20 protein-coding genes are annotated in these 19224 nt (G+C 55.2%); 14 read left to right on the top strand and 6 right to left on the bottom strand.

Going from position 1 to position 19224, the window contains the following annotated elements:
• The 3 genes from IK083_01640 to IK083_01630 all read left to right on the top strand — a co-directional run bounded on the left by IK083_01640 (position 1) and on the right by IK083_01630 (position 3446).
• Positions 1–993 (top strand): sugar phosphate isomerase/epimerase, encoded by a 993-nt coding sequence (locus IK083_01640; GenBank protein MBR4748262.1) that lies wholly within the window; start codon positions 1–3, stop codon positions 991–993.
• A 126-nt stretch (positions 994–1119) separates the two neighbouring features.
• Positions 1120–2874, top strand: coding sequence for an indolepyruvate ferredoxin oxidoreductase subunit alpha (gene iorA / locus IK083_01635; protein ID MBR4748261.1), 1755 nt, complete (start codon positions 1120–1122; stop codon positions 2872–2874).
• Entirely contained in the window at positions 2871–3446 is a 576-nt protein-coding gene (locus tag IK083_01630) for an indolepyruvate oxidoreductase subunit beta (GenBank protein MBR4748260.1), read from the top strand. Before iorA ends, IK083_01630 begins: the two co-directional genes overlap by 4 nt.
• 36 nt (positions 3447–3482) lie before the next feature.
• On the opposite strand, the gene IK083_01625 is transcribed toward IK083_01630, so the two are convergent.
• Genes IK083_01625 through IK083_01600 form a run of 6 tightly spaced genes read right to left on the bottom strand, consistent with a single transcriptional unit; the run spans position 3483 to position 9143 of the window.
• Positions 3483–4292: a metal ABC transporter permease gene (locus IK083_01625; protein ID MBR4748259.1), complete on the bottom strand. Its 810-nt coding sequence runs from the start codon at positions 4290–4292 to the stop codon at positions 3483–3485.
• A complete protein-coding gene (locus IK083_01620) occupies positions 4292–5062 on the bottom strand; it encodes a metal ABC transporter ATP-binding protein (GenBank protein MBR4748258.1) in 771 nt (256 codons plus the stop codon). Before IK083_01620 ends, IK083_01625 begins: the two co-directional genes overlap by 1 nt.
• Positions 5062–5907, bottom strand: coding sequence for a zinc ABC transporter substrate-binding protein (locus tag IK083_01615; GenBank protein MBR4748257.1), 846 nt, complete (start codon positions 5905–5907; stop codon positions 5062–5064). The genes IK083_01620 and IK083_01615 overlap by 1 nt, the downstream gene beginning before the upstream one ends.
• Positions 5908–5942: 35 nt before the next feature.
• The gene (locus IK083_01610; protein MBR4748256.1) at positions 5943–7556 is read right to left on the bottom strand and encodes a CTP synthase; all 1614 of its coding nucleotides are present in this window, start codon (positions 7554–7556) and stop codon (positions 5943–5945) included.
• Position 7557: 1 nt separating this feature from the next.
• A complete protein-coding gene (gene thiD / locus IK083_01605; protein ID MBR4748255.1) occupies positions 7558–8331 on the bottom strand; it encodes a bifunctional hydroxymethylpyrimidine kinase/phosphomethylpyrimidine kinase in 774 nt (257 codons plus the stop codon).
• Positions 8328–9143: an HAD-IIA family hydrolase gene (locus IK083_01600; GenBank protein MBR4748254.1), complete on the bottom strand. Its 816-nt coding sequence runs from the start codon at positions 9141–9143 to the stop codon at positions 8328–8330. The genes thiD and IK083_01600 overlap by 4 nt, the downstream gene beginning before the upstream one ends.
• 202 nt (positions 9144–9345) lie before the next feature.
• On the opposite strand from IK083_01600, the gene mnmG reads away from it, so the two are divergent.
• From mnmG to IK083_01545, 11 genes are all read left to right on the top strand, one after another.
• Positions 9346–11208: a tRNA uridine-5-carboxymethylaminomethyl(34) synthesis enzyme MnmG gene (gene mnmG, locus IK083_01595; protein ID MBR4748253.1), complete on the top strand. Its 1863-nt coding sequence runs from the start codon at positions 9346–9348 to the stop codon at positions 11206–11208.
• Positions 11208–11510: a hypothetical protein gene (locus IK083_01590; GenBank protein ID MBR4748252.1), complete on the top strand. Its 303-nt coding sequence runs from the start codon at positions 11208–11210 to the stop codon at positions 11508–11510. Before mnmG ends, IK083_01590 begins: the two co-directional genes overlap by 1 nt.
• A gap of 22 nt (positions 11511–11532) precedes the next feature.
• Positions 11533–12339, top strand: a complete 807-nt coding sequence (cdaA, locus tag IK083_01585; GenBank protein MBR4748251.1) for a diadenylate cyclase CdaA — start codon at positions 11533–11535, stop codon at positions 12337–12339.
• A complete protein-coding gene (locus IK083_01580; GenBank protein ID MBR4748250.1) occupies positions 12332–13282 on the top strand; it encodes a hypothetical protein in 951 nt (316 codons plus the stop codon). Before cdaA ends, IK083_01580 begins: the two co-directional genes overlap by 8 nt.
• A 1-nt stretch (position 13283) precedes the next feature.
• Entirely contained in the window at positions 13284–13511 is a 228-nt protein-coding gene (locus IK083_01575; protein MBR4748249.1) for a hypothetical protein, read from the top strand.
• Positions 13512–13648: 137 nt separating this feature from the next.
• On the top strand, positions 13649–13831 hold the full coding sequence (rpsU, locus tag IK083_01570) for a 30S ribosomal protein S21 (protein MBR4748248.1): 183 nt from the start codon (positions 13649–13651) through the stop codon (positions 13829–13831).
• A 48-nt stretch (positions 13832–13879) separates the two neighbouring features.
• Entirely contained in the window at positions 13880–16117 is a 2238-nt protein-coding gene (locus IK083_01565; GenBank protein MBR4748247.1) for an HDIG domain-containing protein, read from the top strand.
• A complete protein-coding gene (gene ybeY, locus IK083_01560) occupies positions 16080–16523 on the top strand; it encodes an rRNA maturation RNase YbeY (protein MBR4748246.1) in 444 nt (147 codons plus the stop codon). Before IK083_01565 ends, ybeY begins: the two co-directional genes overlap by 38 nt.
• A 1-nt stretch (position 16524) precedes the next feature.
• Entirely contained in the window at positions 16525–17238 is a 714-nt protein-coding gene (locus IK083_01555) for a diacylglycerol kinase (protein MBR4748245.1), read from the top strand.
• Between the two features lie 32 nt (positions 17239–17270).
• Positions 17271–18491, top strand: a complete 1221-nt coding sequence (locus tag IK083_01550) for an HlyC/CorC family transporter (protein ID MBR4748244.1) — start codon at positions 17271–17273, stop codon at positions 18489–18491.
• A gap of 8 nt (positions 18492–18499) precedes the next feature.
• Positions 18500–19222, top strand: a complete 723-nt coding sequence (locus tag IK083_01545; GenBank protein MBR4748243.1) for an outer membrane lipoprotein-sorting protein — start codon at positions 18500–18502, stop codon at positions 19220–19222.
• The last annotated feature ends 2 nt before the right edge of the window (positions 19223–19224 follow it).

The raw sequence follows: 19224 nt of genomic DNA, 5'->3' as shown, positions 1-19224 counted from the left end.
ATGTCAAGATTGGTATCTATTTTTACAGGACAATTTGCGGATATCCCTCTGAAGGAACTGGTGCGTATGATCAAGTCCTACGGCTATGACGGCGTGGAGCTGTGCTGCTGGGGCGATCATATGGACGTGGCGAGAGGAGCGAAGGATCCCGGATATCTGGCAGAGCAAAAGAAGATAGTGGAGGATGCGGGTCTGGTCATCTCCGCTCTCAGCTGCCATCTCCCCGGTCAGCTGGTGTGCGACCCCAATGACGACGAGCGCTCCGACTCCTTTGCGCCGGCCGAGCTGGCTGGAGACCCGGAAGCCAAAAGAGCCTGGGGCATACAGCAGCTGAAGGATTCGGCTGTGTGCGCCAGGACCCTGGGTCTGAAGGTGGTCAACGGCTTTACGGGCTCTTCCATATGGCACCTCCTGTATTCTTTCCCTCCCGTGAGCCCTGCTCAGATCGAGGCCGGCTACAAGGATTTTGCCGACAAATTCAACGACATACTGGACGTCTATGACGCAAACGGCATCAAGTTTGCCCTGGAGGTCCATCCCACCGAGATAGCCTTTGACATAGTGACCACCAAGAGAGCCCTGGAGGCCATAGGCTTCAGAAAGTCCTTCGGCTTCAACTTTGACCCCAGCCATCTGCAGTGGCAGGGAGTGGATCCGGTCCGTTTCCTGATGGAATTCTCAGACAGGATATACAACGTCCATATGAAGGACTGCGCCGTGACGCTGGACGGCAGGTCCGGCATACTGTCCTCCTATCTCAACTTCGGCGAAAACGGCAGAGGCTGGGACTTCAGGAGCCTGGGCCACGGCGACGTGGATTTTGAGGCCATCATCCGGGCTCTGAACCACATTGACTACCAGGGACCTCTGGCCGTGGAGTGGGAAGACGCCATGATGGACAGAGCCTACGGAGCCACCGAGTCCTGCAGCTTCGTGCGCAACCTGGACTTCCCCAAGAGCGACAGAGTCTTTGACGAGGCCTTCGGTTCTTAAGACCCTCTATTGCGATGCCGCGTCCCCCCGGGTCTGCGGCATCGTTTGATTTTCGGCTCCTTGTATGGTATAATATTTAAGCGTATTATTAGCATATTTGTATTATAAGGATATTGTTCAATGGGAATAAAAAAAGTCTTATCTGCCAATGAGGCAGTGGCTCACGCGGCGTATGCCGCGGGTATCAACGTGGCCAGCTCTTATCCCGGTACTCCTTCTACGGAGATCATGGAGAATCTCAAGCAGTTTCCCGAGATCTACGCCGAATGGTCTGTCAACGAGAAGGTGGGCTGTGAGGTAGCCATCGGCGCATCCTTTGCCGGAGCCCGCTCCATGACTACCATGAAGCACGTGGGCCTCAACGTGGCTATGGATCCTCTGATGACCTTTTCGTACGTGGACGGCAACGGAGGCATGGTGGTGGTCAGCGCAGACGACCCCGGGATGCATTCTTCGCAGAACGAGCAGGACAATCGCAACGTGGCCCGCTTTGCCAGGATACCCATGTTCGAGCCTTCGGACAGCCAGGAGGCCTACGATATGTTCAGGGCTGCCGTATCCCTCAGCGAAGAGGTCAAGCAGCCGGTGCTGTTTCGTATGACCACCCGCGTCTGCCATTCCTCCGGCGTGGTGGACCTGGGCGATTTCAGGAGAGCAGAGCCCTCCGGCCTCAGATATGAGAAAAACGTGACCCGCACCTGCCCCATACCTGCCTTTGCCAGACAGATGAGAGTAAGGCTCGAGGAAAAAATGAAGAAGCTGGCGGCCATATCCGAGGAGAGCCCCTTCAACTTCGAAGAGATCAGGGATACCCGGATAGGCGTCGTCACCAGCGGAGTCAGCTATCAGTACGTCAGGGAGGCCATGCCTCAGGTCAGCGTGCTGAAGCTGGGCTTTACCAATCCTATCCCCCGGGAAAAGATCGCCGCTTTTGCCGGCAAGGTGGACAGGCTGTACGTGATCGAGGAAGGGGACAAGTATCTGGAAGAGCAGATATTGTCCATGGGCATCAGTCTGGCTCCTCATTCCGATATGCTCAAGATAGGCGAATTGAACCCCGACCGCGTGGCGGATTTCTATGCCGAGATCACCGGCTCAGCCGCGCCTGTGAGAAAGGCTCCGGCTCAGGACCTGCCGGCACGGCCTCCCGTGCTGTGTCCCGGCTGCAGCCACAGACCCGTGTTTTATGCTCTGAACAAGCTGGGCTGCATAGTCACCGGTGATATAGGCTGTTATTCTCTGGGGCTCATGAAGCCTCTTGACGCTCTGGACACCATCATATGCATGGGCGGCGGCATCACCAACGCTCACGGCTTTGAAAAGGGCGGCGAGACCAGACCCGTGGTGGGTATCGTAGGCGACAGCACCTTTTTCCACAGCGGCATCACCGGACTGGTGAATATGGTGTACAACAAGTCCCACGGGACCATCATCATCTCCGACAACAGGATCACCGCTATGACCGGCCATCAGGACAATCCGGGCACCGGCAGCACTCTGAGAGGCGAGCCTACCTCCGCCGTGGACCTGGAGGCTCTGTGCAAGGGTATCGGAGTAAAGCGGGTAAGGACCATCAATCCCTACAATATCAAAGAGACCATCGACGCCATCAAAGAAGAGATCGAGGCGCCGGAACTGTCGGTCATCATCAGCAAATATCCCTGCATGCTCACGGGAGTGAAGCACAACAAGACCTACTTTGTGGATCCCGACAAGTGCAAGGCCTGCGGAATGTGCATCGGGCTGGGCTGTCAGGCTATCCTGAGAGGCGAAAAGACCGGCAACAGGTATCAGGCAAAGATCGATCCCGTATTGTGCGCGGGCTGCGGCATGTGCAGCCAGCTGTGCAAATTCGGCGCTATACAGGAGAAAAGCAAATGAAATCCGTAAATATATCTCTCGTGGGAGTCGGCGGCCAGGGAACGCTGCTGGCCAGTGAAATACTGTGCAGGACCGCCCTTCTGGCGGGAATGGACGTCAAGAAAAACGAGGTCCACGGCATGGCCCAGCGCGGCGGCTCCGTCATGAGCCAGGTGCGTATTGCCGACAAGGTGTATTCTCCGCTGGTGCCCACCGGCGGCACGGACGTGCTGATATCCTTTGAAAAGGTGGAGGCCCTCAGATACGCTCATCTGGTGAGCGAGGACGGCATTTGCTACGTGAACGATCAGGAAATAAGACCCATCACCGTGTCCACAGGTCAGCAGGAATGGCCCGAGGCCATAGACGAAAAGATCAACAGCGCCTTTGGCCGCGTCAAGATCATCCCCGCTCTGAAGCTGGCCGGGGAGCTGGGCAACGTCAAGGTGGCGAACCTGATAATGCTGGGAGCCTTGTCGGTGAACACCGACATCCCGGAGGAGATCTGGCTGGAGGCCATCAAGGCTCTGGTCAAGCCGAAGTTCGTGGAGATCAACCTGAAGGCTTTTGCTTTGGGCAGAGAGCTGGGTTAGCAGACAAAAAAAGAGGGGCTCCTTCGGGAGCCCCGTTTATTTTTGTCGGGCGCGGTTCAGCATCCAGCAGGCGAGAAAGATAAAGCCCGAAAAGAGCACTATCACCGGGCCCGGCGCCGTGTCAGTGTAATAGCTGATCACCAGCCCAAGTATGCAGGAAAGAGCGCCGAACAGAGCGCTTGAGAAGAGCAGGGACTTCATGGTGCGGAACAACAGACGGGCCGCCGAGGCGGGAATGACTATGAGAGCGGAGACCAGCAAGACTCCCACTATCTGCATGGAACACACCACGCAGACGGCAGTGAGGAGCAGCAGGAGGTAGTGGAGCAGGGTGACCCTGACTCCGCATACCTGGGCAAACTCCGCGTCAAAGATCATGGAATTGAGAGGTCTGTACACGCATATCAGCACGGCTCCTATGAGCAACAGAGCGCAGGCGGACAGCACCAGCTGCTGCAGGTCCACGGACACGATGCTGCCGAAGAGATAGCTGTTCAGGTCCGAGCGCAGGGTGGGCGTCAGGGAAAAGATAAAAATGCCCAGAGCCTGGGAAAAGGCAAACAGCACACCGATGGCAGCATCCAGCTTCATGCGGTTTTCGGAGGACAGCAGCCCTATGATCCATACGGTCAGCATGCAATAGACAAAGGCCGACAGCTCCGTGGGGATGCCTGCCGCTACGCCTATGGCGGTGCCTCCTATGGCGGAATGGCTGATGCCTACCCCGAGAAAGCTCATGCCTCTGAGGATGACGTAGACGCCTATGATGGCGCACAGCACGCCTATGATGGCTCCGCAGGCAAAGGCATAGCGCATGTATTCGTATTGAAACAAGCCTTCCGCCATCAGTCGGGACCTCCTGCGGAGTGGGTGTGCTCGCCCACGAGAGTGTAGCCAAGTCTGTGATACAGATAGGCCATCCCTGTGCCAAAGAGCTCCTTCAGATTTTCACCTGTGATGACCTCAGAGGGAGAGCCGTGGGCAAACAGCCGGACGTTGATACAGGCCACTGTGTCCGTGACCTCGGAGATGAGCCCCAGGTCGTGACTCACGTACACTATGGTCTTGCCCTTGTATTTCAGCTCCTCCAGTATCCTGTGTATAGCTGCCGTGCCGCCGGGGTCGATGCCGGTGATGGGCTCGTCCAGAAGCAGCAGCTCGCCGCCGGTTGCCAGAGCCCGGGCTATAAGCACTCTCTGCTGCTCGCCCCCCGACAGCTCCTTCATCTGCCTGTCGAGAAAGGCTTCTACTCCCGCGTCCCGGGCAGCCCTGACGGCTGCGTCTTCGTCCGAGGAGTCCGTCCTTGCAAAGAGACCCAGCTTGCGGCCCATAAGGATCACGTCCTTCACCTTGAAGGGCATGGTCCTGTCTATATCCTTTGTCTGGGGGACGTAGCAGACCTTTTGTCTGGCGGGTTCTGTGCCGAACACCTTTATGGAGCCTTCGCAGGGCTTCAGCAGACCGCATATCAGCTTGATAAAGGTGGTCTTGCCGCCGCCGTTGGGACCGATGATGGTGGCGTAGGCTCCTTTTTCCAGGGTAAAGTCTATATCCTTCAGCACGTAGGCTCCGTTTCTCCTGAAAGAAACGCGGCGGATCTCAAGGGCAGGTGTCATCAGTCTGTCAGGTTCATGAACATACGCCACATATCGTCGTCATAGTTGGGCGTCTGAGGGTTGAATTCCACCTTGCGCGCCCGGGATTCTCTGATGATGGTGTCGGCGGCCTTGTCGTCGAACTGCTCTTCGCATATGACCACGCAGCGCTTGGCGTTTTTGGCCTTGGTGATGAGCTGGTTCAGATGCTTGACGGAGGGCTCTTCGCCTTCTCCCGTCTGGATATAGTCCACGTTGTCTATGCCGTAGCGTCTGAAGAAATAGGCCAGAGACGGGTGGGAGCATATCACGTACACGTCCTTCAGCATGCCCGCCGATGCGTCTGCCTGGATGTTTTTGTCCAGCTTGCGTATGTTTTCCTGCAGTCTCTTTGCCTTGCCCCTGAAGCTTTCCTTGGCAGAGGGGTTGATGACGGAGAACCTGCTGACCATCAGATCGATGATCTCGCTTTCATACACGGGGTCCAGCCAGGTGTGAGGGTTCACGGTGTCCTTGCCGATATAGATAGGCTCGAAGTTCGGCAGGTCCTTGTTGATGACCAGCAGCTTGCCCGAGGGGACTTTGGATGCCCAGAATTCCAGCTCGGGGGAATAGATCACCACCAGATCGGCGTCGTGAAGGCTCTTCATGTCCTTTTGGGACAGAGTGAAGGTGTGGATGTTGACGTTGTCCGGCACTACCTGATGGATACTGATGGCAGTGTTTTCGGACAGGGCCTTTGCCACTCTGGTCAGAGACGTGGTGGAGCACACTACCGACAGGTCGGACACGGGATCCGCGTCCTTGCGGCAGCCCCCCAGGAGGAGAGCCGCTGTCAATAAAAGAAGGAATAGCTTGATTTTCATATTATGCGTCTTATGGGCTCGATATCGCGCGAGTCTTATTGTTTGCCGTGCTTGTATTCAAAGGCCTTTTTGATGAATGCCAAAAACAGGGGATGGGGCACGTCGGGTCTGCTCTTGTATTCGGGATTGTAGCTGACGCCCACAAAGAAGGGGTGATCCCTGCGCTCGATGACCTCGACAATGGTGTTGTCGGGCGAAAAGCCGGTGCACAGCATGCCTGCTTCGGCCAGAGCGGCCTTGTATTTGTTGTTGAGATCGTATCTGTGCCTGTGTCTTTCATATATGAGTTCGCTGCCGTATATGGACTTGATGACAGAGCCCTCCTCCAGTCTGCAGGGGAAGGAGCCCAGCCTCATGCAGGGGCCATAGTTGTCATACTTGGACACAGAGGGTCTGGCGCACACGATGGGATGAGGAGTCTTGCTGTCCACCTCGATGGAGTTGGCCTTGTCCAGCCCGCACAGGTTCCGGGCTGTCTCCACCGCGGCAAGCTGCATGCCGTAGGCTATGCCCAGGAAGGGTATGTTGTTTTCCCTGGCGTAACGGACCGCCTGTATCTTGGCCTCGGCTCCTCTTTCTCCGAAGCCCGGGGCTACTATGATGGCGTCCGCATCCTTCAGGAGCTCTGCGGGGGTATGGGAAGCAAAGTCTGCCGTGTCCACCCACAGGATATTGACGCCGTTGCCCAATTCCACTGCGCCGTGCTTGCAGGCTTCGGCCAGTGACAGATAGGCGTCGCCGTTCTCCACGTATTTGCCTACTATGGCTATGTTGCATTTTTCTTTGGGATGCTTGATGGCGTCGATCATGGTGGTCCATTTTTTGAGATCCGCAGGTCTCTTTTCTATGCCGAATCTCTTACAAATGTAGTCGGCCACGCCTGCCTTTTCATAGATGAGAGGGATCTCGTAGATGGTGTCAACGTCGCAGGATTCTATGACGGCTTCCTTGGGCACGTCGCAGAACAGGGATATCTTGTCCTTCATGTCGGAGGATATGGGGGATTTGGTGCGGCATACCAGAATGTCGGGCTGTATGCCCAGCTCTCTGAGCTTGATCACGGAGTGCTGAGTGGGCTTGGTCTTGAGCTCGTTCCAGGTGCCTACGGAAGGAATGAGGGTCAGGTGCACGTTGATGACGTTGTCAAAGCCGATCCTCTTTTTGAACTGGCGGATGGCCTCCAGGTAGGGCAGGCCTTCCATGTCGCCTACGGTGCCGCCTATTTCCACTATGGATATATCGGCCGCCTGTTCCTCGGAGTTCTTGACCAGGGTCTCTATGATCTCGTTGGTGATGTGGGGGATGACCTGCACGGTGCCGCCCTTGTAGGCGCCCTGTCTCTCTTTTTTGATCACGTTGTCATATATGATGCCGGTGGTGATGTCCGAAAGGAGGGTGGTGTTGATGTCCACGAATCTTTCGTAGTGCCCCAGGTCCAGATCGCCCTGGGCGCCGTCCTCGGTGATGAATATCTCGCCGTGTTGTATGGGAGTCAGCATGCCGGCGTCTATGTTGATATACGGATCAAATTTCTGAACCGATACCTTCAGACCGCGGCTTTTGAACAGCCGTCCCATGGTCGCTGTGCAAATACCTTTACCTACTGACGAAACGACGCCGCCGGTAACAAAAATGTATTTTGTGTTCATACTATTCTCCCTGTACGAAATAATATATATCGGTTTTGCCAAACCGTTTGGACCTGATTATCTGCTCGTTGACGTAGCTTTTGGCGTCGGCAAAGGCGTCGGGCATGCTTTTGCCCAGGGCCAGTCCGGCACACAGAGCGGCGGAAAAGGTGCAGCCTGTGCCGTGGACCCGTCTGCCGCAGGGCTCTCCCGGGACTTCATAATAGTCCCTGCCGTCGTAGAGGATGTCAGTGGGCGTGTCCAGATGTCCGCCCTTGACGATGACGTTCTTTGCTCCCATGTCACAAAGGACCCTGCAGGCCTCCCGGCTCCCCGACAGGTCGGTGATATGCATGCCGGTCAGGGCCTCCGTCTCCTCCGCGTTGGGGGTGATCACGTCGGCCAGAGGCAGCAGGCGCGCCCTGAGAAATTTGAAAGCTCTCTCCGTGATGATGGGCGTAGTATTCTTGCTGATCCTGGGAGTGTCCAGGACTATGTTGCGGAGACCGTATTTTTTGATCCTCTGCTCGATGATCGCTCCCGCTCTGAGGGAGTAAAACATGCCTATCTTCACAGCCCCGGGAGTCACATCCTTCAGGGCGCAGTCTATCTGATCGGCTATGATCGCCGGAGCCACCCGAAAGATCCTGTGTACTCCGCAGGAATTCTGGCTGGTGACGTTGCAGGTGCAGCTCATGCCGTAAACGCCCAGATCTCCGAATACGGAGAGGTCTCTGGTGACGCCGGCTCCGGAGGAGCTGTCCACGGAAGCGATAGTCAGAGCGACCGGTGTCATGACGGCAGCAGCCCCCGCAGGTCTTCTATGATGTGATCCGGCTTTTCCACGCCTTCGGCGGCCAGCGCAGCCTCTTTGGAGGTGACGCCTCCCATGACCAGAGCCGAGGTGATACGGGCGTTGTTGGCTACCGCTATGTCGGTGTCCAGACGGTCGCCCACCATGACCGTGTGCTCTCTGTCCGAGCCCGATATGGCCATGATCCTGTCTATGGCAAAGGTGTTGGGCTTGCCGCATACGTAGGGCACCACGTCGGTGGCGGTGGATATGGCGTTGACTATGACGCCGCCGCCGGGAGCCAGCATGCCTTTTTCCAGGGGGAAGGTCTTGTCAGTGTTGGTGGCGATAAACACCGCTCCGTTCCTGATGGCATACATGGCGGCCCATATCTCATTGTAGGTGATGTCTCTTTTGATACCGGCTACCACGAAATCGTATTTTTTCAGCTCAGAGCCTGTGCCGCATGTAAGCCCCAGCCTGCGCATCTCGTCTATGATGCCTTCGTGACCCACGCAGAGCACCGATTTGCCCTCCAGAGAATAGTTGTCGGACATATACAGACCGGTGGCGTAGGCGCTGGTCATGACCCGGTCTTCCGAGGCGGTGATGCCCATGCCTGCCAGCTTTTCCACATAGGAGGTTCTTGTCTGGGCCGCGTTGTTGGTGAAATACCAGACCGAGTGTCCCAGCCTGCCCAGCTCGTTGATGCTTTCCGGGGCGTGAGGCTGAGGCGTGACGCCTCTGTAAACCACTCCGTCAAGATCAAAAATGTAGGTGAGCTTCTCGTCGGCCGAGCTGATGATCTTGTTCATTAAAAAAAACCTTCGGGACATTTGACTTAGAAAAATAAAAATACCTTCTTTATTATACTTTATTCGGAGTGATATTGCAACAAGGATTTTTTCGCCGGAGAGCGGGACTCTTTAGTTTGTATAAGGGCGCCGGGAATGTTGAAAGGGCTGCCGTATTTTTGGTATAATTTATAGTGATAATATTATTTTCCAGGGGCTGTCAATGAAGTATGATACCATAGTAGTCGGAGCGGGGCATGCCGGCATAGAAGCGGCCTGCGCCTCGGCGCGACTGGGTCATGAGACGCTGCTCCTGACTATCAATCTGTGGCACATAGGACACATGCCCTGCAATTGCAGCATAGGGGGGCCTGCCAAAAGCCATCTGGTCAGGGAGATAGATGCTCTCGGCGGGCAGATGGCTCTGGCCGCCGACGCCTGTTATACCCATATCCGTATGCTGAACACAGGCAAGGGACCGGCAGTCAGGGCGCTCCGGGTCCAGGCAGACAAGCGGGCCTACGAAGCCTATATGTCCCGTCTGGTGCTCAACACCCCCCATCTTCAGGTGCGTCAGGGCCTGGTGGAAGAGCTGCTCACAGAGGACGGGTATGCCCGGGGCGTCCGCATCTCTACCGGAGTGGCCTTTTATGCCGACAACGTGATACTTACCACCGGCACCTTTCTCAGGGGTCTCATCCATATAGGCAGCACCCGCTTTTCTTCGGGCCGCGCCGGCGAGATGGCTGCGGACCGACTGTCCGAGAGCCTTACGGAGCAGGGCTTCCGGCTGGGCAGGCTCAAGACCGGGACGCCGGCAAGAGTGCACAGGAGAAGCATAGATTATTCCAGATGCCAGGTCCAGCCATCGGAGCCCGACGCGGGAGCCTTTTCCTATATGAACGAAGGTCTGGTCAAGGAGGATCTGGCTGACTGTTATCTCACCTATACCAACAGCGCCACAAGGGATATCATCATGGCCAATCTTTCCCGCTCTGCCATGTACGGGGGCATGATCGACGGAGTAGGCCCCAGATACTGTCCCAGCATAGAGGACAAATACGTCAAGTTCTCTCAGAGGACCGATCATCAGGTGTTTCTGGAGCAGGAGGGGGCGGACAGCGACGAGATATATCTTCAGGGGATGAGCAGCTCCATGCCGGAGGAAGTCCAGGAAGCATTCATCCACACCATCCCCGGACTTGAGCATGCTGAGATACTGAGGCCCGGCTACGCCATCGAATATGACTTTATACAGCCCACGGAGCTCTGTCGCTCTTTGGAGACCAAGAAGATAAAGGGGCTCTTTCTCGCCGGTCAGATCAACGGCACCTCCGGATACGAGGAGGCTGCTGGACAGGGTCTGGTGGCGGGCATCAACAGCGCCATGCGTTCCGAGGGCAGAGAGCCCTTTACCGTGGGGCGGGACGAGGGCTATATAGGCGTCATGATAGACGACCTGGTGACCAAGGGGGTCAATGACCCCTACAGGCTGCTCACCAGCCGTTCGGAATACAGGCTCCTGCTGAGGCAGGACAACGCCGACCTCAGGCTCACGGCAAAGGGCCGGGAAGCGGGTCTGGTGTCCGACGACAGATGGTGCGTCTTCTGCGAGAAAAAGCGGTTCATCGACAGTGAGATCGGGCGTCTGGAGTCCACGTCCCTGAAGCCGGGAGATGAGGCCCTCAGGTCTCTTTCGGTGACCCTGAAGGACCGCGCCGTCACTCTGGCGGAGCTGCTGAAGCATCCGGACATCACTTACGCCGACATTATAGCCGCCCGGGGGGAAGAGCTGCGCTGCAAGCCCGGTACCGCTATGGAAATAGAGCTCATGATAAAATACGAGGGCTATATCCGCCGCCAGATGGATCAGGTCGAGAGGTCCGTTCATCTGGAAAGGACCCGCATCCCCCCGGACATCGATTATGAGCAGCTGGTCTCCCTGTCCCGGGAGTGCAGGGAAAAACTGATGAAGATACGTCCGGACACCATAGGGCAGGCCCTGAGAGTGCCCGGCATTACTCCCGCCGACGCGGGTCTGCTGTCGGTGTATGTGCATCAATTGTCAAAGAGAGGTGACTTGTGATGGATCAGGCAAAGAACAAAAACGGTCTGGTGACGTTCCTTATAGTATTGGTCGTCATTGCGGCCGCTGTCCTGGTGCTCCGGAGACCCGTTCTGGAGATGAATGAGCAGAAGAGGCTCTATGCCGAGGCCAAAAAGACACTCTCTCAGATGGAGGACAAGGAGAAGGAGCTCCAGAACGAGATACTCTTTTATTCGTCCAAAAAGGGTCTCAGATACATAGCGAAAAAACACGGCTTTTACGACAAGGACGACATAGTCATCATCGTCACCGACAACAAGGTGTCCGAAAAGAAAAAGTGACCGGGGCGCCCGGGAGACATTTATGATAACAAACATTATCCTCAACATCGTTGACGTCTTCGTATGCTTTGCCGCCGTGTACTGGATCATATGCATATCCAAAAGGTCCAGAGCGTGGCAGGTGCTGTGGGGCATTGGCATATTCATAGCGGTCAGCTATCTGACGGAACTCTTGAAGCTGAACACCGTCAATTTTCTGGTCCGTTCCTTCATGCCATTGGCCCCGGTGGCTCTCGTCATGCTGTTTTATCCGGAGATGCGCCTGATACTGGAAAACATGGGCAGGGGCTTCAGGGGTCACAGGTCCGTGAGCAGCGCCCCCAGAGAAGTGATACAGCACATAGTCCGCGCCGCCTGCACCATGTCCCAGTCCAATACGGGCTGCCTCATAGTATTTGAGAGAAACGACTCTCTGGACAGCTATATCGAAAACGGCCTGAAGATGGACGCTTCCGTGACCGACGAGCTCATCAGGACCATCTTCTGGTTCGGCACTCCTCTCCATGACGGAGCTTTGATCATCAGAAAGGGGCGCATAGTAGCGGCCTCCTGCACCCTGCCTCTCACCCGGAACGAGAATTATTCTTCGCAGATACACACCAGACACAAGGCTGCTCTGGGCATCACAGACATCACGGACGCTTTTGTGGTGGTGGTCAGCGAGGAGACGGGCATCATATCCGTGGTCCAGAACGGCTCCATGACCAGACATCTGAACGAGCGCACTCTGACTGACATCATGCTGAAGGAGCTCCTGAGAGAGGACAATGCGGGCAAAGCGGGACCCCTCATCAGCTTTATGAACAGGAGGTCGGACCGCAATGAATAAGCTCCTGAAATTCGTGACAGACGATCCTTTTTACAAGCTGCTGGCTCTGGTTATCGCCCTGGCTCTCTGGGCATACGTCAGCTCCAACAACAATCCCAAAGAAGAGATCATATATACGGGCTCCGTGGAGGCCGTCAATATACCGTCCGGCTACAACCTCAATATGCCGGTGAGCCAGATATCCGTGACCGTGAAGGCCCCCCGGAGCACCATATCCGGGATCAGGCCCGACGCCATCAAGCTGTGGGTGGACCTGAGCGGCGAGTCCGTGGACTCTCTCGTACGGGGCAAAAGGCTGCAGGTCAAATACTCCATCGACAACGTCAATCTGAAAAAGGTGAAGGTCTCGGTCAATCCTTCCTGGGTAGAGGTCAGCATCAACAGGATGAACAGCGTATATATGCCTGTGAACATCCTCTTTTCCTCGGCTCCGCCCGTGGGCTACATCTACAGGGACAAAATGGTCTCGGACAACACCGTGTCCGTCAGCGGCTCCGAAAAGGAAATGGCGCTGGTATCGGAGATAAAGGGTGAGGTCCCCGCAGTGGGGGACAAGGGGTTTTCCGGAAGGGTGGCCCTGAAGGCCTACTCGAAAAACGGCGAAAGGCTCAAAAACATCGTCATATCACCCTCTGCAGTGACTGTCACCGTTATGCTGGATGAAGAGATATCCCGCAAATACATAGCTCTGGAGGCAGATCTCACGGGCGTTCCCGCCAGGGGTTATCGCCTGAAGAGCGTCACGGTCAGACCCGAAAGACTCCTGGCAGAAGGGCCTTTGCTGCTCATAAATGACGTGAAGGTCATCAGGACAGGCACCGTGGATATAGGCGGCGCCTCCCGCACAGTCAGGTCAACAGTCACCTGCAGGATGCCTTCGGGCATCACCCCGGTCAACGGCGCAGAAGCCGAAGTGATCTGCGAGATCGAAAAGGAGAAATGACATGAGGAGAAATACGGCGGCGGAGCGCAGGGAGCTCATGGCTTCCACCGGCCCCGAGGGCATGGGCTTCAAAAGGTTTGACCGGGTCAGGAGCCCCCGGGGAGTGGAATACATATTCATAGGCATCAGAGACGGAGAGGCCTGCGTGGAAAGGTGCGACGGCAAGGACCCTCTTTTCGAAAAGGTGGACGCCTTTGATTTTCAGTACTGGAAGGTGATAAAGTCTTAGAAGCGCGGGGCTGTCCCTGAGACTCTTGACAAGCCTTGCCGAATGTATTATAATTGAAATGGTCATTGTTACAGACCTTTGACCCGGTTTTATTTTTAAGACCTTGAAAAATCGGTCTGTGGGGGAGGGGAAGAAACATGGCTCAAATAACTGTAAAACCTAACGAAAGCCTGGACAACGCCTTGAAGAGATTCAAGAAGGTGCTTCAGCAGGCCGGTATTTTAAAGGAAGCCAAGGAACACGAGCGCTACGAAAAGCCGTCCGACAAGCGTCGCAAGGCTGAAGCCGCCCGCAAGAGAAAGAACAGGCGGAGCAATTAAGACATATATGGCAGCAGTTATTCTGCTGTCATTTATTTTTGATGCGCTATGAAAATAGGACAATCAGGTTTTTTCAAGCTGCGGCAGCGCAGAAAAAAAGGATCCGGCCGCCTGAGGGGGCTGGTAAGCAGTATTGATTCGGTAAAGGTGATCAGCACTCTGGTGACCTTTTGCGTGTCTCTGCTGGTCATGTATTATTTTTACATGCCGGAGGCCATCAGTTGGAAAGCCGGTGACCTGTCGGACAGGCAGATCATAGCCAAGTCCAACGTCACCTTCCGCGATCATTATTCCGAAAGCCTTCTCAAAAATCAGATCAGCGCCAACGAGATAGTCTACGACACGGTCCCGGACGCCCAGTCCGACACCGTGTCCAATATCAATCTGATCTTCACTGCCATTGCCTCGGAGAGGACCGATGACGTGTCTCCCACCACCGAGGTCATAGACAGGCTCAGACTGAATATACTCAAATACTCCGGCGGCCAGCTGTCGGACAAGACCGTATATACTCTCCTGACGGTCCCGGACTCCACCTTTCATCAGGTGAAGGAGGCCGTGCTCGTCACAGGGACTCTGGTCATGTCCGGCGAGGTGCGGGAAAACCTGTATTTTCTGAAGGAGACCTACAAGGAGATCCGCAAGCTGGTAAACGACAGGTTCCCGAAGCAGCCCGAGCTGGCAGACGTATGCTATGAGATACTGGTGAGCGTAGTCAAGCCCAACAGGATATACAATGAAGAAAAGACTCTGGAGCTGGCCAACGACCGCAAAAACAGCGTGAAGCCCATATACAAGACCATAAGAGTGGGGGACAAGGTCATCGACGGTGAGCAGAGGGTCACCGAAGGCACCATAGAATCCCTGAAGGCTCTGGGGCTCTATTCCGGTACGGGAAGGCTCAAAAAGTTCGCCTATATCTTCTGCCTCATGTGCATCTGCTTCGGCGCCGTGAGCTTTGTTATGAGCAGACTGGAGCACACCACCGACCGTAAAAAGGTGCTGCTGATCAACATAGTGCTCACCATCTGCTGCCTCTTATTTTACGCCTCGGGCAAGATGTTCGAGAACTATTTTTCGCAGATGTATCTGGGCTTTCTGGGGGCTATGTGGTTCATAGCCGCAGTGATGCTCATCTTCGTACTGTCGGACCACAAATGCGCCGCCATCATACTGGTGGTGGTGTCCGTGCTGCTGGGCTTTGTGGTGGGCGACAATATCAGAGTGACCACCGTGACTCTGGTCACCGGCATCTGCGCCATTTATTCCCTGAGACGTATCAGGACCAGAAGCGACATCATCAACATATACTTTGTGGCTGCCGCTGCTACCCTTCTGCAGATCACCATATACGACCTGCTGGTGGAGCAGCCCATGAGCCAGATAGCCAGGGACGTCATGTGGTCCGTGTTCATCATCCCCATGTCCACCTTCGTGTTTATGCTCATCTCCACTGTTCTGGAGCGGCTGTTTGACATCACCACCCCCATGAGACTGGTGGAGCTGGCGGACACCAATCTGCCCATCATGAGACAGCTTTCCCTGGAGGCGCCGGGGACCTACGCCCATTCGGTGTCCGTGGCTTATATAGGCGAGCTGGCTTCCAACGAGATAGGAGCCGACGCGCTGATGGTGAGAGTGGGGGCCTATTATCACGATATAGGCAAGCTGGTCCAGCCGGACTATTATTCGGAGAACCAGTTCGGTCACAACGTCCACAACGATCTCAATCCTTCTCTGTCCTCCATGGTCATTCAGGCCCACGTGAAAAACGGCATCGACATAGCGTCCAAATACAAGATACCTCAGGTGGTCAGGGATCTGATCCGTCAGCATCACGGCACTACCATAGTCAGCTTTTTCTACAACCGGTTCTCCGCCGGTTATGACGGAGATCTGGAGGTATATGAGGGGCAGTTCAGATATCCCGGACCCAAGCCTCAGACGAGAGAGGCAGCCATCCTGATGCTGGCCGACTCCTGCGAGGCTGCTTCCCGCAGCCTGAAGGAGGCAAATATATCCAGAGTGGAGGCTCTGGTGAATCAGGTGTTTTCCTCCAAGCTGGCCGACGGACAGCTGAGCGAATGCCCCCTGTCCCTGAATGAGATCGGTATAGTAAAGCTGAGCATAATCAGGACTCTTACCCACATGCTCCATTCCCGGGTCAGCTATCCGGAAGAGCAGAAAAAAGAGGCAGAAATTGAGAATCAGAATAGAGAGCTCCGGAAGGCTGACGAACAAAAGGCAGATGAAGCGGCTGACGGAGAAAATACTCAGAATGCATGACCAGCCGGATACGGCCGAGGTCAACGTGCTGGTGGAGGACGATAGCTATATCCGGGATCTGAACCGGGATTACAGGGGTGTCGACAGCGCCACCGACGTGCTGTCCTTTGCCCTCAACGACCCCGGGGACGACTCCTTTGATTTTGACCCCGACAGGTCTCTCCTGGGTGATATAGTCATATCTCTGGACACGGCTCGCCGTCAGGCTGCCGAGCTGGGGCACTCCGTCAATATGGAACTGCTGCATCTCCTGTGTCACGGGACGCTCCATCTCCTGGGCTACGATCATATGAAGCCAAAGGACAGGCGGCGGATGTTTGCGCTGCACAAGCAGATCCTTGCGGAATTTCTCTCCGATGAGGGATGCGACTCTGCAGCCTGTGACGATTGGTATATGGACAAATAACATGGAAGACAAAGACAATTCGCCGAGAGGCTTCAAGTTTGCGATGGAGGGCATCGAGCATGCCTTCCGGACCCAGCAGCACATGCGTTTTCACTTCCTGTGCATCATCATAGTGGGGATACTCTGCATACTGCTGAAGCTGAACTATATAGAGGTGTGTTTTGCCATACTGTCGGTGGCCTTTGTGATTTTTGCCGAGATGATCAATACGGCCATGGAAGCCGTGGTGGATATGGTCTCTCAGAAATACCACCCTCTGGCAAAATTTGCCAAGGATATAGCGGCGGGAGCCGTGCTGGTGGCCAGCATCAACGCGGTGCTTCTGGGCGCCATCATACTCTTCAATCACAGCAAGATCCGCAGGCTGGAAAAGCTCATTGATTATGACAGTCATTCGCTGACCATCATGATCATCTTCGCCTTCTTTATCCTCATGAGTCTGATAGTCATGTACAAGGTAGCCGGCAACAAGGGCAAGATCTGGCGGGGAGGCGTCATCAGCGTTCATTCGTCCATAGGCTTTTTTCTGGCCTGGACCGTGTTCTTTATCGAAAAGAGGATCGCCGTTACCGTGATAGCCCTTATCCTTGCGGGCCTGGTGGCCCAGTCAAGGGTGGAAGGCGGCATCCATTCCGTCAGCGAGGTGATTTGGGGCGCCATCATCGCTACTGTGGTCGCATTTTTGATCTTTACGGTCATAGCCCCCATCTTCTGAGGTCTGTTATGTCTATCAATGAGTTGGCGTATATGCTGCTTTTGATCCTGCTGTTCGGCTGGGCGAGGATCATATTTTCGGCTATGGCTCTGCTCCCGAACAGCGACGAGCCCGACAGCAGGCAGATACTGTCCTGCAGGCTTGCCTGTTGTGTCTGCGATGCGGTGGTGTTTGCGCTGCTGGGCGGCATAGTATTCTCTTTTACCGGTAATTCTTTTTCCGTCCCGGGCCTGGTTGCGGCCGCTGTTCTCCTCATTGGCGCGGCTGTGCTGGCCGTGTTTATCTTCGGCATCCTTGTCCCCGAAGCCGCCATGGGCGACAAGACGGAGGCCGCCCTGAAACGGCTGTCTCCCCTTATGGCAGTAACAGTGTTCCTCTCCCGCCCCGCTCTGGCTCTGGGAACATTTATTACGGGCAGATTGTCAGAAGTTATGGGTTTTGACAGGAAGCATTCCATCAGGCACAAGGTGAACACCAGCACGGAGATCATACTGGAGACCACAGACGACGATATCAGGGATATCGAGTCCGACGAAAAGGAAATGCTGACTTCTGTCATAGATTTCAACAAGAACGTGGTCAGGAGAGTCATGGTCCCCCGCAACGAAATGAATTGCGTGTCCGACCAGACCACTCTCGAAGAGCTGATCACGGTCATCAGAGAGACCGGCCATTCCCGCATCCCCATTTACAAAGAGGATATAGATCATATAGTGGGCATAGTGCACGCGAAGTCCATGCTGGACTTCGTGATCGATACGGATGCTCCTTTTGATATATACAAATGCATGCAGCCGGTGCTGTTCGTGCCGGAGACAAAGGAAGCTCACGAGCTCCTGGATGAGTTTCGCAGGCAGAGCAAGCCCATGGCTATAGTCACCGATGAATACGGCGGCACCAGCGGTCTCATCACCGTCGAAGACCTGCTGGAAGAGATCGTGGGCGACATAGGCGACGAATACGACAAGGACAATGACGACACAGGGGAGGAGCCGGTGTTTCCCGACGGCGGCCCCATCGTGGTGGATGCTTCGGATTCCATAGACGAGACCAACGACAGGTACTCTCTCTCGCTGCCTCTTTCGGACGAATACAATTCCGTGGCAGGTCTGGTGCTGGAGCAATACGGGGACATCCCCGAGGGCGGCGAGTCCGTCAGCGTGGAAGGCTATATCATCAAGGTGCTGGAGGTCAGGGAGGGTCAGATCATGACTCTCGAGATCCAAGAGAGATCGGACGACGGTGACAAGTGAGGCAAATCATGAAAAAAACCATACTGCTTATATGCGTGTTTCTGTTTTCGGTGTGCTCCTGTTACGGAGTGACTTCGGATGCTCTGCTGGCAAAGGTCAAAAAGCTGGAGACTCCCTTTGTGGACGTGTCCCTCAGTGTCAAGGTCACAGGCGACAAGACCGTCATCGACGACCTGGGCGACAGATACGAAGAAGTGCTGAACATGAAGAACAGCACCATCAAATACAAGAAGCACAACAAGATCAGAGTGCAGGGCAAGCTCCAGGGCATAAACGTGATGGTGATCCAGAACGGCTATATGCGCAAGATGTCCGGCGGTATATACAACGTCAAGGGTGACAAGAAAAACGATCCGGGCCAGAGACAGAACAGTCTGGATCTGGGCATACTCTCTTCGTCCATATGGGCCGACAACAAGGTCACGGTGGTCAGCGAATCCGGAGGAGTGGTGAAGCTGAAGGTGGATCCCATCTACGGAGGCAACGACAAGAGACATGACAACATCTGGGTGGACGCCGACACTCTCAAGCTGGTGAAGAGAGAGCGCTACAACGGCGCCGGCGAGCTGAGGAACCTGTTTGAATACAAAGAATACCGCGAGCTGACCCCGGGATACTTTATGGCTACCAAATACATGGGCTACAACGGCAAGAAAAAGTATCTGGGCACTACCACCTATTCCAACATCAAGGTCAATCAAAAGCTGGCAGATTCACTTTTCAAGATATAACG

This window comes from Abditibacteriota bacterium (assembly GCA_017552965.1).
GTDB lineage: Bacteria > Armatimonadota > UBA5829 > UBA5829 > UBA5829 > RGIG7931.
Note: the sequence above shows the minus strand (reverse complement) of the source record. Positions and strands in the feature narration are given on the sequence as shown.